Genomic DNA, 13,939 nt, shown 5'->3' with positions numbered 1-13,939 from the left:
TGGGGCGACAGGCGCACGACCCCCGACAATCCGATATAGAGAGCCCCATGCCAGAACCCTCCTCGGATCTCCGCCAGACCCTCCACCGCATCCACACCGAGCTCGACGGCGAAGCGCGTGCGGCCGCGCTCGAGCGCCATGTCGAGGACGTCGCCGCCGCCGGCGACGAGCCGCTGCTCAACGAGACCCTCGCCGACCTGGTCAGCTCCTACGAGTTCTCGCACGATCCCACTCGCCTGCTCGTGCCGTTCGCCCGCATGCTGCGCAACTTCGACACCGCGCCCGAGCACTTCGACGCGAATCTGACCCACCGCGTCCACTGGATGTTCAAGTGGGTCGTCGGCAAGATGATCGATCACCCCGACGTGAGGCTCGAGTCCATCGAGGAATGGCTGGGGCAGATGCGCCGCCGCTACGCCGAGGCCGGTCACTCCCTGCACCCGGTCCACGAAGCCGAGCACCACCTCGCCGACCACCTCGGCGACCATGAACGCGCCGCCCGCGCGCTCGCGGCGATGACCGCCACCGAACCGGACCACATGAGCGACTGCGAAGCCTGCCGCTGCCACAACCTCGGCTCGATCGCCGCCGAGGACGGCGAGCCCGAACGGGCCCTGCGACTGTGGGCCCCGGTCCTCGAAGGCGGCCTGCGGTGCGCCCACGAACCACACGCGGTGCTCGCCGGCTCCCTGCTGCCGCTCACCGAACTCGGACGGCTCGACCAGGCCCGCGCCAACCACCTCCACGGCTACCAGATCACGCGCGGCAAAGAGGACCTCGTCTACGCGATCGTCAAGCACGCCCGGTTCTGCGCGCTCACCGGCAACGAGGCCAGGGCCGTCGAAATCATCGCGGCCCACACCCGCTTCTTCGACCTCGACCTCTCACCGGAGGGCCGCCGCGGCCTCTACGAAGCCGTCCAGCTCACCTGCGCGGCGCTGATGGAACTGGGACTGGGCGAGACCGAACTGCCCGGTCCCGAACAGCGCACGTGGCGCGCCGACGAGCTCCACGAGCTCGCCGACCGCGAACGCCGCGCCGTGTGCGAACGCTACGACGCCCGCAACGGGAACGACCACCAGTCGCGCACCTCCGCCGAACGCGTCCGGCTCTCCGACGCCCACCCGCACGTCCCCCTGGGTCTCAAGACCATCCCGAGCGCCCACGAGCCCCGCCCCGCCGCCGTGCCCGAACCCGAACCCGAATCGCCGGAGCGGCTCCAGACCCTGCTGGAGGAGGCCCGAGCGGCCACCGAGGCGTTCGCTGAGGACGACGACGCCAAATGGGAGCTGGTCGGCCGCGCCGCCGAGCGGCTCGGCGTGACGCTCGACCCCGCCGACGAAGCCGAAGTCCTCCTCGCCCGCGTCGGCGCCGCGAGCGACCTCGACGAGGCACTGGCGCTGGCCGAGCGCGCCGGCGCCGCCTACGCCGAGGCGGGCCTCGACGGCAAAGTGCTCAGCAGCCGGGCGATGACGATGCTCTGGAGCTCCGGCGAGCGACCGGAGACGGTCTTCGAGCAGTCGCAAGCGGTCCTCGACGACGCCGAGCGCCTCGCCCCGACCGACCCCGAACGCGCACTGCGCACCCGCGCGATGGTCCACGTGGCGCTCCTGCAGGCGCACCAGGCACGGGGAACGGACCCGGACCCCCGGCTGCTGGCCACGGTCGAGGCGATCGACGCCGAGCTGGCCGCGGGCGCCGACGACGCGCGCGCATGCCAGGTCCGATTCCACCTGGCCAACGCCAGGGCGGCGTACGCCGCCGACTCCGACGCGCTCGTCGATCTGCGGCGCGCCGCGTTCGAGCACGCCGAGGCCGGCGGCCACTCCTTCGAGACCTTCATCGGCGCCGCCGAGTACGCCGCCGTCCTCGGCCACACCGGTCAGCACGAAGCGGGACTGCGCGTGGCCGAGACCGCCATCGGCGCGGTCCAACCCGACTTCCCGCCCTTCCCCGTCGCCGCCGTCCATCTGCTCGCCGCCGAATGCTCGGTCAACCTCGGCCGGTGGGACGCCGCCGAGCGGTACGCGGTCCAGGCGGCCGCCGGCTACGACGGCGTGGGGGAGAACGGCTGCGCGGCGGTGGCCAGGCATCTGCTCGGCGTCGCGCTCGTCTCACAGGAACGCCGGGAGGAGGCGATCGTCGTCCTCGAGGCCGCCCTGCCCGACCTGGCGCAGATGCCGGAGGAGGAGCACTGGCGCCTGGTGGACGCCCGCTACCTGCTCGCCGACGCCTATGACGACCTGGCGGAGGCGCGAGCCGGACTCGAGTACGCCCTCGAAGCGCTCGGCCTCATGGACGACGGCACCGAGCACCCGAACCCCACGATGTACCCGCGCGCCGCCCACCTCGCCGGCCTCCTGCTCGAGCAGCTGGAGGACCACGACGCGGCGATCCAGTGCTACAGCCGAGCCGAAGCGTCCTGGCGGCGCCTCGACATGCTCCCGGCCGCCTCCGGTTCTCTCCGGGCCGCCGTCTGGGCGCGGTCCCGAAGCGACGAGCCCGACCGGGAGGCCGGGGCCGAGGCCATGCGCGCACTGGGCGACGAGCTCCGGTCCCACTGGTCCGAGGTCGAACTGCCGGAGCCGTATCGCGAGGCCTGCCGCGAGGAACTGGGGGAGACCCTCTACCAGATCGCCGTCTTCATCGACTCCGATACGGACAGCCTGGAACTGCTGCGCGAAGCGTTGGCGGTCTTCGCCGACGGGGAATACCTGGCGCATCGCGCGGTCAGGGTGACGCACCTGTTGATGCACCGGCTCGCTGGCGCCGGGGACGTCGACGGAGCTCAATCGACTGCCGACGAGGCCGTGACGAGGCTGAACGCCGCCGGGCACGCCGATCTGGCCGAAGAGGTCGAAGCCCACCTGCGGCAGTTGCGAGAGGCGTTTGGACAGTGACGGAATTGCGGGAGCCGACCGGGAACGGCACCGCGAGTCCGTTTCCGCGCGTTCATATGACCGCTTTACAATGTGTGCCCTGCGTCATAGAATCGTTCCGGGCGGTTCCCCCAGCCGCCCCGGCCAGTCACGGTCGAAATCCACAGAAGATCCCCCATCTGTGAGGAGCGATCACTTCTATGTCCAACGGACACGCCATCCGTGGCACCCGTATCGGCGCCAACCCGGCATTCCATTCCGAGCGAGGCGAGCCGGTGCCGCGGCAGAACGTGAGTTATTGGTGCGCCAACGGACATGAGACCAACCGGTCGTTCGCGCTGTACGTCGATCTACCGAACGAATGGGATTGCACCCGCTGCGGCTGGCCGGCCAGCCGCGACCGGGCCAACCCGCCGGAACGTCCCAGTGTCAAGCCGTACAAGTCGCACCTCGCCTACGTCCGCGAGCGCCGAAGCGAGGAGGAGGCCGAAGAACTCCTCGCCGAGGCCCTGGCGGCACGCGCCGCCAGCCGCGGCGAGCAATTCCAGTAGTCAACTACCACGGAATGAGTACCGTGTCTTGTCACTCGTGCCCGCCACTGGTTGCGGCGTATCGGCGACATTGGACTGGTTGACAACGAGCACCACGGTAGATATCGGGTCCGACAAGAACACCGATTCCAACCGGGACATCCGATTCCCGCACCGGGAAGCGAGCAGGGGCCCGGCGACCGCGGTCGCCGGGCCCCTCGCTCCGAGGAGTCCCTAGAACTCCAGGTGCTTCAGACGCGAAGCCGCGTCGGCGTCGATCAGCCAGCGGGTGTGCCCCTGCGCCTGCACCCTTCCGGCCGGCAGCATCGGTCCCGCCAGCGCCTCGTCCACGGCCTCGGCCTTGCCCGAGCCCGAGGCGATGATCCACGCCGCGGAGGCGCTGTTGATCGCCGGCATCGTCAGCGACACGCGCATCGGCGGCGGCTTGGGGGAGTCGTGCACCCCCACCGCCGGATCCTCACCGGCCGCCAGCGCCGGGTGGTCCGGGAACAGCGACGCCACATGGCCGTCCTCGCCGATCCCCAGCAGCAGCAGGTCGAACGGAGGCAGTCCCTCCTTCGCCGACGTCGGCGCGCCCGAGGCGACCTTCCCCGCCGCCGCCTCGAGCTCCGCGGAGTACACCGCGGCCGCCTCTTCGGGAGTGTCGACGACGTCGGAGGCCGGCATCGGGTGGACGCGCTCGGGATCGACCCGCAGGCCGTCCAGCAGCGCCGCCCGCGCCTGCGTCTCGTTGCGGTCCGGGTCGCCCGACGGCAGGAAACGCTCATCGCCCCACCAGAAGTCGACCTTCGACCAGTCGACGATGCCGCGGATCCTGGAGCGGACCACGTTGGAGTACACCGCCGCCGCGATCCGCCCGCCGGTCAGCACGACCGAAGCCTCGCCGCGCTGCGCCTGCGCGTCGGCCAGCCGGTTGATCAGCCTCGCGGCCACGGCCTCGGCGAGCACCTCGGCGTCTTCGTGCACGATCACCGCGTTGCCGCCGCTCATGACGCCACCTCCTCGGCGTACCGCCGACTGAACGTGTCCAGCACCCGCCGGTAGGCGTCGTCGGGGTCGATGTGCCGCAGCTCCTCGGCCAGCAGCTGCCCCAGCGTGCGGCCCTGCAGCGTCTGGTGACGCTTCGGCAGGCCCGCGTGGCGCAGGACGGTCTCCCCGTCGGCCTTGCGCTCGATCTCCATCGTCTCGCCGCCGGCCATCGAGAACGCCACCGACTCGATCGCCGGCAGGTGCTCCGAGTTCCGCGCGACCTCGGTGTCGACGATCGTCGGCGCCACGCCGAGCCGGCTGTCGAGCCACGCGGCCATGAGCTGCGCCGACGGGTCCTGCCGGCTGCCGCGGATGTGGATGGACTCCACCGCGTGGACCACTCCGTCGAAGGCGCTGGCGATGAGCGAGCGCCACAGGCTGATCCGCGTCCAGCAGATGTCGGTGTCGCCGGGCACGTAGCCCTGCGCGCGGCGGAACAGCGACTCGACCGGGTCGGCCGCCCGCGCCGAGTAGGTGATGCGCCGGTCGGCGAAGGTCCGCAGCTCCTGCTCGAGGCTGTATCGCACCGGGTCGAGCAGCCACCAGGTGACGACCGGGATGTCCGGCGCCAGCATCGGCAGCACGATCGAGGTCAGGTGCGAGGTGGCCGGCCCGTCGAGCCGCAGGATGATCGCCTCGGCCGCGCCGAGCCGCTCGCCGAGGGTGACCTCGGCGTCGATGCGCGGCTCGGCCGCGTCGACGTCGCGCGGGATCGCCAGGATCAGCCGGTACGGGTGTTCCTGGGCCGCTTGGGAAGCGGCCTGCTCGACCTCTTCGCGCTCGTCCTCGGTCGTCAGCGCCACGAGGTTGAGGGCCAGGCTCGAGGTGCCGCCGACTTCGTGCAGCAGGCCTCCGAGGGCCTTCATGATCTCGCCGGTCGTGGTGTCCTTCAGATGCACTTCCAGAACCCCCTTCTATGCCCGCCGCCAGCGCCGGCCGGACGCCTGCAGCATCAGATCGGCCCCGGCCGGGCCCCAGGTCCCGGATTCGTAGGGTTCGGGCTTGGTGCCCTCCCAGAAGTCCTCGAGCGGGTCGACCACGGCCCAGGAGGCGTCCACTTCGTTCGCGTCGGGGAACAGGGTCTTGTCGCCCAGCATCACGTCGAGGATGAGCCGCTCGTACGCCTCCGGGCTCGACTCGGTGAACGTCTCGCCGTAGCCGAACCCCATGGTGATGTCGCGCAGCTCCATGCCGGTGCCCGGCACTTTGGAGCCGAACTTGACGGTGACGCCCTCGTCGGGCTGGACCCGGATGACCAGCTGGTTGTTGCCGAGGATCTGCGTGTCGTAGTCGGCGAACGGCATGTGCGGGGCCTCCTTGAAGACCACCGCGATCTCGGTGACCCGCTTGGGCAGGCGCTTCCCGGTCCGCAGGTAGAACGGGACGCCGTTCCACCGGCGGTTCTGGATGCCGATCTGCACCGCCGCATACGTCTCGGTCGTGGAGTCTTCGGGGATGTTGTCCTCGGAGCGGTAGCCGGAGACCGGCCGCCCCTGGACCCACCCGTCGGTGTACTGGCCGCGGATGGCCGTGGCCTCCAGGTCCTCACCGAGCTTGACTGCCCGCAGGACCTTCAGCTTCTCGATGCGGATCTCCTCGGCGTCGAACCCGACCGGCTGCTCCATCGCCGTCAGCGCGAGCAGCTGCAGCACGTGGTTCTGCAGGACGTCGCGGGCGGCCCCGTTGGCGTCGTAGAACCCGGCGCGGGTGCCGATGCCGACGTCCTCGGCCATGGTGATCTGCACGTGGTCGACGTAGTTGGAGTTCCAGATCGGCTCGAACATCGCGTTGGCGAAGCGCAGCGCGAAGATGTTCTGGACCGTCTCCTTGCCCAGGTAGTGGTCGATCCGGAACACGTCCGGCGCGGTGAAGACCCGGTCGACCAGGTCGTTGAGCTCCCGCGCCGAGGCCCGGTCGGTCCCGAAGGGCTTCTCGACCACCACGCGCCGCCAGCCGCCGCAGTGGGCGTTGTCGGCCATCTTCGTGCGCTGCAGCTGCTTGAGCACCGTCGGGAAGGCCTGCGGCGGGATCGAGAAGTAGAACGCGGCGTTGCCGGGGATGCCGTGGGTCTCCCGCAGTTCGTCCAAGGTGGACGAGAGGCGGTCGAAGGCGGCGTCGTCGTCGAACGCGCCGGGCACGAACTTGAAGTTGCCGCTGAGCCGGTTCCACACGTCCTCGCGCCACGGCGTGCGGGCGTGCGCCTGCGCGGCCTCGCGCGCCATGTCCTCGAAGGTGCCGTGGTCCCAGTCGCGCCGGGCGAACCCGGCGATGACGAACGACGTCGGCAGCAGGCCCCGGTTCGCCAGGTCGTAGATCCCCGGGATGAGCTTCTTGCGCGCCAGGTCTCCGGTGACGCCGAAGATCACCAGCGCGCACGGCTCGGGGATCCGAGGCAACCGCCGGTCGGCCGGATCGCGCAAAGGGTTCTGCGCGTGCGAAGCCCGCCCCGGTTCGGGGCTGTGGGCGGGGAGACGGGTGGGCGGACTGTCGGATCGGTCCATTCAGCTCAGCCTCCTGACCGCATGGAGCAGCTGGTTGACGCCGCGCTTGCGGTCGGTCAAGTGGAGCCTGACCATCGGGCGGCCCCGCGACTGGAGCGCCTGCCGGTCGCCGGCGGCCTGCGCGGCCTGGAGGGTGGCGAAGGTGTAGTCCCTGCCGGGGATCTCCACGTCCTCGCCGACCTCGCCGGTGATCTGCAGGAACGCGCCGGTCTGCCGGCCGCCCTTGTGGAACTGCCCGGTCGAGTGCAGGAACCGCGGTCCCCAACCCCAGGTGACCGGGGCTCCGGTGCGGTCGGCCAGCTCGGCGCGCAGCTGCGCGGCCGCGGCGTCGTCGAGCCGGTCGAGGTAGGCCATGACCGCGATGTAGGCGCCTTCATGGTCGGCGTCGACCAGCAGTTCGCCCAAGGCGCCGCCGACGGACTCGGCGTGGCTGCCGTAGATCTCGATCGCCCCGTCAACGGCGTGCGGGCGCTCCTCGGGCAGGCCCTCGGCCAGGATCCGCTTGGTGTTCTCTTTGGACTCGGTGACGTTCGGCTGGTTGAACGGGTCGATGCCGATCAGGTGGCCGGCGTAGGCGGTCGCCAGCTCCCAGCACAGGAACTGGGCTCCCAGCGGGCCGTTGACCACCGTGTCGGGCATCGCCAGGCGCGAACCGGAGTTCGGCAGCCCGGTCGAGGAACCGCCGACGGTGGTGTAGACCCGGTCGGAGCCGCGCGCGCCCGGCGCGGCCGGGCCCTCCAGGACCACCGGCAGGGTCCCCTTGCCGTCCTTGCCGAGCGATTCGGCGATGAGCTGCTCGGCCCAGTCCCCGAGACCGACGATGCCGGTGCCGTCGTCGGCGATGGTGATCGTGGGCTTCGCGGCGATGACCGCGCCGAGCACCGCCGCCGGGTTGTCCTCCCCGCGGGCGATGCTGTTCGCGAAGGTCTCGGCCTCGTCGATGAGCTCGGCGATGTCGGCTCCCGCGAGCGCGCTCGGCACGAGCCCGAACGCGGTCAGCGCCGAGTAGCGTCCGCCGACGGTCTCGTCGGCCAGGAACAGGTGCGCGCCGGTCTCCTTCGCCAGGTCCTCCAGCTGCGAGCCCGGGTCGGTCACGAACACGAACCGTTTCGCGAAGTCCTCGATGCCGATGCCCCGGAACGCGGCCTCGAAGGCGCGGCGCTGGGAGTCGGTCTCGACGGTCGAACCGGACTTGGAGGAGACGACCACGGCGGTGCGCCGCAGCGACTCTTCGCCGATCTCGGCCAGGACCTGGCCGGGATCGGTGGTGTCCAGCACGCTCAAGCCCAGGTCCAGCGTCCGCGAGATGACCTCCGGAGCCAGTGACGAACCGCCCATGCCGCACAGCGCGATGTGGTCGATGCCCTGTTCGGCGAACTCGGCGCGGAGCTTGGCGAGCGGATCGACGAGCTCTCTGGACTTCACGAAGGTGTCGACCCAGCCGAGCCGGACCGAGGCCTCGGCCTCGGCGTCCGGTCCCCACAGGGTCGGGTCCTTGGCGGCGACCTTCGCCGGGACGTCGGCGCTCTTGAGCGCTTCGACGTCGCGGTTCACGTCCACCCCGGTCGTGATCGCCAGGCCCCCGGCGGCTTCCATCTTGCCCATCATCGCCTAACCTCGGTTCTCGTCATTTGAGTGCGCAGCGAGCTTGGATTCGACTTCGGCCAGCAGCTCGTTCCAGCTGACGGCGAACTTGTCGACGCCCTCGTCCTCCAGGACCTGCACGACGTCGTCGTAGTCGACGCCGATCGCGCCGAGCCGCTCGAGCACGTCGGCGGCGTCGCCGTAGTTCGGCCGGACGGTGTCGGCCTCGACCCGGCCGTGGTCGGCGAAGTCCTCGAGGGTCTTCTCCGGCATGGTGTTGACGCAGCCGGGAGCGATGAGCTGCTCGACGTACATCACATCGCGGTAGTCGGGGTCCTTGACCGAGGTCGAGGCCCACAGCGGTCGCTGCGGCCGGGCGCCGGCCGAGGCCAGCGCGGCCCAGCGCGGCGAGGCGAAGACTTCTTCATACGCCTGGTACGCCAAGCGCGCGTTGGCGATGGCGGCCTTGCCCTTGAGGTCCCGCGCCTCGTCGGTCCCGATCGCGTCGAGCCGCTTGTCGACCTCGGCGTCGACGCGGGAGACGAAGAACGAGGCGACCGACTGCATCTTGGCGATGTCGACGCCGGCGGCCTTGGCCGACTCCATGCCGGCCAGGAAGGCCTCCATGACCTCGCGGTAGCGCTGGAGCGAGAAGATCAGCGTCACGTTGACGCTGATGCCCGCCGCCAGCGCCGCGGTGATCGCGGGCAGGCCCTCCTTGGTCGCCGGGATCTTGATGAACAGGTTCGGGCGGTCGACCGACCACCACAGCGCCTTGGCCTCGGCGATCGTGGTCTCCGTGTCGTGGGCCAGCCGCGGATCGACCTCGAGCGAGACTCGCCCGTCGGTGCCGCCGTCGGAGTCGTAGACCCCGCGCAGCACGTCGCAGGCCCAGCGGATGTCGTAGGTGGTGATCGACCGCACCGCCTCCTCGACGCTGACACGGCGGCGGGCGAGGTCCTTGATCTGCTCGTCGTAGGCCCCGCCCTTGGACACGGCCTTCGCGAAGATGGTGGGGTTCGACGTCACTCCGACCAGGCTCCGGGTCTCGATGAGCTCGGCGAGATTGCCGCTCTCGAGCCGTTCACGGGAGATGTCGTCGAGCCACACCGAGATGCCGGCTTCTGACAGGGCGGCGAGGTTCTCGTTGGTGCTCACTGGTTTCCTCCAGCCGATGTAGCTTGTCCTCTGTGGCCTTAACTGCTGTTACTGTGCCTTCTTGATCGACGAGCGGGCCGCGTCCGCGACCGCGTCGGCGGTGATCCCGAATTCCTCGTACAGCTTCTGGTACGGCGCGGAGGCACCGAAGTGTTCCAGCGACACGCTGACGCCCGCGTCGCCGACGATGTCGCGCCACGGCATGGCCACGCCCGCCTCGACCGAGACGCGCGCCTTGACCGCCGCCGGCAGGACCGACTCGCGGTAGGCGTCGTCCTGCTCGTCGAACCACTCGCGGCACGGCATGGAGACCACGCGCGCCCGCACGCCCTCGGAGGCGAGGGTCTCGGCGGCGGCGACGGCCAGCTGCACTTCCGAGCCGGTGCCGACGAGGATGACGTCCGGGGTGCCCTCGGTGTCGGCCAGCACGTAGGCGCCCTTGGCGGCGCCCTCGGCGGAGGCGAACTCGGTGCGGTCGAACGTGGGCACGGCCTGCCTGGTCAGCGCGAGGGCCGCCGGCCGGTCGGTGTTGCCCAGCAGCGTCCTCCAGACCACGGCGGTCTCGTTCGCGTCGGCCGGGCGGACGACGTCCAGGCCCGGCATGGCGCGCAGGCTGGCCAGGTGCTCGACCGGCTGGTGGGTCGGGCCGTCCTCGCCGAGGCCGATCGAGTCGTGGGTCCACACGTAGATCACCGGCTGCCCCATGACCGCGCTCAGGCGGACCGCGCCGCGCATGTAGTCGGAGAACACCAGGAAGGTCCCGCCGTACGGGCGGGTCGGGCCGTGAAGCTTGATGCCGTTGAGGATCGCGCCCATCGCGTGCTCGCGGATACCGAAGTGGAGGGTGCGGCCGTACTGGTGGCCCGGGAACTTCTTGGTCTGCCACTTCTCCGGCAGGAACGAGGGCTCCCCGGCCATGGTGGTGTTGTTGGAGCCGGCCAGGTCGGCCGAGCCGCCCCACAGCTCCGGCAGCACGCCGGCCAGCGCGCCGAGCACCTTGCCGGAGGCCGCGCGGGTCGCCACGCCCTTCTCGGAGGGCTCGAACTCGGGGAAGGCCGCCTCGAAGCCCTCGGGCATCTCGCCGGCCCACAGCCGGTCGTGGAGGGCCTTCCGGTCGGCGTTGGCCGCGGCCCACTCGTCGAAGGACGTCTGCCAGGTCGCGCGGGCCTTCTGGCCGCGCTCGACCGCGCCGCGGGTGTACTCGATGACCTCGTCGGCGACCGCGAAGGACTGCTCGGGGTCGAACCCGAGGGCCTCCTTGGTCGCGGCCAGCTCCTCGCCGCCGAGCTTGGCGCCGTGGATCGCGCCGGTGTTCTGCGCGTTCGGCGCGGGCCAGCCGATGATGGTCCGCAGCTGGATCAGGCTCGGCCTGCCGCTCTCGGCCTTGGCCGCCTCGATCGCCTCGAACAGGGCCTTGGGGTCCTCGCGGTAGTGGTCCTCGGCCCGCCAGTCGACGGTCTGCACGTGCCAGCCGTACGCCTCGTAACGAGCGGCCACGTCCTCCGAGAGCGCCACGTTGGTGTCGTCCTCGATCGAGATCTGGTTGGCGTCGTAGATCAGCACCAGGTTGCCCAGGCCTTGGTGGCCGGCGATCGAGGAGGCTTCGTGGGTGATGCCCTCCTCGATGTCGCCGTCAGAGGCGATCGCGTAGATGTGGTGGTCGAACGGGCTCTGGCCAACCGGTGCGTCCGGGTCGAACAGGCCGCGCTCGCGGCGGGCGGCCATCGCCATGCCCACCGCGGTGGCCAGGCCCTGGCCCAGGGGCCCGGTGGTCGTCTCGACACCGGCGGTGTGCCCGTACTCGGGGTGCCCGGGAGTCAGCGAGCCCCACTGCCGCAGGCTCTGGAGGTCTTCCAGCTCCAGGCCGTATCCGGCCAGGTAGAGCTGCACGTACAAGGTCAGGCTCGAGTGTCCGGCCGACAGCACGAAGCGGTCGCGGCCCTCCCACGTCGGCTCGCTGGGGTCGTGCCGCATCACCTTCTGGAACAGCGTGTGCGCCACGGGGGCGAGAGACATGGCCGTCCCCGGGTGGCCGTTGCCGGCCTTCTCGACCGCGTCGGCGGCCAGGAGACGCGCCGTATCAACCGCTTTCTGGTCGAGCTGGGTCCACTCGAACTGTGCCACTTCGTTACTCCTCGGTACTCTTCGTATTGGGGCCGGTGACGTTTTCCTTCAGACCCTACCTACACGGGCTGAACTTTATGCGCGCTCTCTCGGAGGGCGGAATAGCCGCGGTTGTGAAGCCGCACACCAGTCAGTCTGCCACTTCGTAGACCCAGGTCACGGCCATCGCCCCAGACCGGCGCCGCCCGGCCGCGGGCCGTAGTCTGAGCCGTGATGAACGAGCACCCGACTCGAGCCGCCGTAGCTCCCCGGACGGCCGAGCCCCCGACGCCAGCAGCCCGACCGCGCATCGCTGTCCCCGCCGAGGACCGCGAGGACACCCCGCGCCCGAGCCTGCGCTCCCGCATCGGCGGCTACGTGTCGCTGACCAAGCCGCGCATCGTCGAGCTGCTCCTGATCACCACCGTCCCGGCCATGCTCGTCGCCGCCCGGCAGGAGCACGACGGACTGCCCTCCCTGGCCGCGGTCGTCGCCACCATCATCGGCGGCGCCCTCGCCGCCGGCTCGGCCAACGCCATCAACTGCTACATCGACCGCGACATCGACCAGCTCATGCGCCGCACCTCCCGCCGGCCGCTGGCCAAGCAGGAGATCCCGCCCCGCAACGCCCTCGTCTTCGGGCTCGTCATCGGCGCGGTCGCCGTCCTCGGCATGTGGGCCGTGGTCGGCCCCCTCGCCGCGGCGCTCACCTTCGGCGCGATCGTCTACTACGACGTCGTCTACACGATCTGGCTCAAGCGCACCACTCCGTACAACACCGTGTGGGGCGGCGCGTGCGGAGCCGCACCGGTCCTCATCGGCTGGGCCGCCGTCACCGGACACATGTCCTGGATGGCGTGGGTCCTGTTCGCCGTCGTGTTCCTGTGGCAGCCGCCGCACTTCTACGCGCTGGCGATGAAGTTCAAGGACGACTACGCCGCCGCCGGCATCCCGATGCTCCCGGCGGTCGCCCCCGCCAAGCGCGTCGCGGTCGAATCGGTCGTCTACGGCTGGCTCACCCTCGCCGTCTCGGTCGTCCCGTTCTGGCTCGGCTCCACCTGGCTGTACCTGGCCGTCGCGGTCGTCTCCGGCGGCCTGTTCGTCCTCGAGGCGCACAAGCTCCTCGGGCGCGTGAACCGCGGCGAGGACCCCAAGCCGATGCGGCTGTTCCACTGGTCCACCAGCTACCTCACGCTGCTGTTCCTCGCGCTCGCCGCCGACTCGTTCCTCATGTAGCGCAAAGGGGGTGTCGTACCCCCTGCTTACGATGGCGCACCATGACGACTCCCCTTGAATCGACCCGCTTGCCCGATGAGGAACGCCTCGCCCTCCCCAACGCTTGGAAGCGGTTCGTGCGGGAGGACGGGCCGGCCGATGCGCGGCCCGATCCCGTCGCGGCCGAGAGGCAGCGAGCCGAACTCGACCGCAGAGCGCCCGAGCTGCGCAGGGAACTGGCGGACATCGGAGCCGCCGAATTCGAAGCGGCCGGATCGGCGTTCCTCCGCGGCGAAGCCGACCCGGCCGGCGCGGCGGCGATCTTCTCCATACTCAACTTCAGTTACCGCGCCAAGAGCCATGCGTTCGTCGACTACGTTGTCGTCGAACACGGTCTCGCATTCGGCGCATGCTTCCTCCTCGAATCGCTGGGCGTCAAGTACTACTGGGACGGCGTCGGGTTCCGGCGGATCCTCGGCCGCCTCCCGGCGACGGACGCCCCCAATGTCAGAGGCGAGTCGGGCACACAGGTCACTCGCCTCCGGGAACTGCTCCAGGGGGCTTCGGAACCCGAGCGGAGTCGGGTGGAGGCGGCCGTGGCGGCACGCCGCTCGCACTCGTGGGAGCGCTTCGGTGGCGCGCTGCTCTTTCCCCAGCGGAAGGACTGGGTCGACGAAGCCTGCCGAGACTACGACCGGCATCAGAGCGAGAGTTTCGCCGATCGCGCGCTCCTTGGCATCATCTCCGACGTCGATCACGTCCGGGCCGCCGGCAAACTGCGCTTCCGTTCCCACTTGTTGTCCACAGCCGACCTCGTCTCCCTCGTCCACCGCCTGGGCGCCGACTGCCTGCCGGTCCTGGCGAGGTCCTTGTCCAGCGGCCTGAGGGCCCACGAACGCCCGCAGGTGTACGCCGCGAT

10 protein-coding genes are annotated in these 13,939 nt (G+C 70.5%); 3 read left to right on the top strand and 7 right to left on the bottom strand.

Annotation, left to right across the window (positions count from 1 at the left end; all coding sequences use genetic code 11):
• The first annotated feature begins 47 nt into the window (after nt 1-47).
• Together ACYVL2_RS13455 and ACYVL2_RS13450 are read left to right on the top strand one after the other, a co-directional pair.
• A complete protein-coding gene (locus tag ACYVL2_RS13455; RefSeq protein WP_460544106.1) occupies nt 48-2,900 on the top strand; it encodes a hypothetical protein in 2,853 nt (950 codons plus the stop codon).
• Between the two features lie 179 nt (nt 2,901-3,079).
• Nucleotides 3,080-3,430, top strand: coding sequence for an RNA polymerase-binding protein RbpA (locus ACYVL2_RS13450; protein ID WP_460544104.1), 351 nt, complete (start codon nt 3,080-3,082; stop codon nt 3,428-3,430).
• A gap of 213 nt (nt 3,431-3,643) precedes the next feature.
• Here the strand turns inward: ACYVL2_RS13450 and pgl are convergent, their stop codons facing one another.
• The 6 genes from pgl to tkt are packed head-to-tail and all read right to left on the bottom strand — an operon-like array spanning nt 3,644 to nt 11,826.
• The gene (gene pgl, locus ACYVL2_RS13445) at nt 3,644-4,420 is read right to left on the bottom strand and encodes a 6-phosphogluconolactonase (RefSeq protein ID WP_460544102.1); all 777 of its coding nucleotides are present in this window, start codon (nt 4,418-4,420) and stop codon (nt 3,644-3,646) included.
• Nucleotides 4,417-5,358 carry a glucose-6-phosphate dehydrogenase assembly protein OpcA gene (locus ACYVL2_RS13440; RefSeq protein WP_460544101.1) on the bottom strand — a complete coding sequence of 314 codons (942 nt, stop codon included), beginning with the start codon at nt 5,356-5,358 and terminating at the stop codon, nt 4,417-4,419. Before ACYVL2_RS13440 ends, pgl begins: the two co-directional genes overlap by 4 nt.
• Before the next feature lie 15 nt (nt 5,359-5,373).
• On the bottom strand, nt 5,374-6,960 hold the full coding sequence (gene zwf / locus ACYVL2_RS13435; RefSeq protein ID WP_460544099.1) for a glucose-6-phosphate dehydrogenase: 1,587 nt from the start codon (nt 6,958-6,960) through the stop codon (nt 5,374-5,376).
• The gene (locus ACYVL2_RS13430; RefSeq protein ID WP_460544097.1) at nt 6,961-8,568 is read right to left on the bottom strand and encodes a glucose-6-phosphate isomerase; all 1,608 of its coding nucleotides are present in this window, start codon (nt 8,566-8,568) and stop codon (nt 6,961-6,963) included.
• A 3-nt stretch (nt 8,569-8,571) separates the two neighbouring features.
• On the bottom strand, nt 8,572-9,702 hold the full coding sequence (gene tal / locus ACYVL2_RS13425; protein WP_460544095.1) for a transaldolase: 1,131 nt from the start codon (nt 9,700-9,702) through the stop codon (nt 8,572-8,574).
• 48 nt (nt 9,703-9,750) lie between these two features.
• A complete protein-coding gene (gene tkt, locus ACYVL2_RS13420; protein WP_460544093.1) occupies nt 9,751-11,826 on the bottom strand; it encodes a transketolase family protein in 2,076 nt (691 codons plus the stop codon).
• A 213-nt stretch (nt 11,827-12,039) separates the two neighbouring features.
• Between tkt and ACYVL2_RS13415 the strand changes: the two genes are divergently transcribed.
• The gene (locus tag ACYVL2_RS13415) at nt 12,040-13,041 is read left to right on the top strand and encodes a protoheme IX farnesyltransferase (RefSeq protein WP_460544091.1); all 1,002 of its coding nucleotides are present in this window, start codon (nt 12,040-12,042) and stop codon (nt 13,039-13,041) included.
• A 26-nt stretch (nt 13,042-13,067) separates the two neighbouring features.
• Here ACYVL2_RS13415 and ACYVL2_RS13410 read toward each other — a convergent pair whose 3' ends face one another.
• A complete protein-coding gene (locus ACYVL2_RS13410; RefSeq protein ID WP_460544089.1) occupies nt 13,068-13,850 on the bottom strand; it encodes a hypothetical protein in 783 nt (260 codons plus the stop codon).
• Nucleotides 13,851-13,939: the final 89 nt, after the last annotated feature.

The sequence above is a fragment of the Glycomyces halotolerans genome (assembly GCF_054779575.1).
Note: the sequence above shows the minus strand (reverse complement) of the source record. Positions and strands in the feature narration are given on the sequence as shown.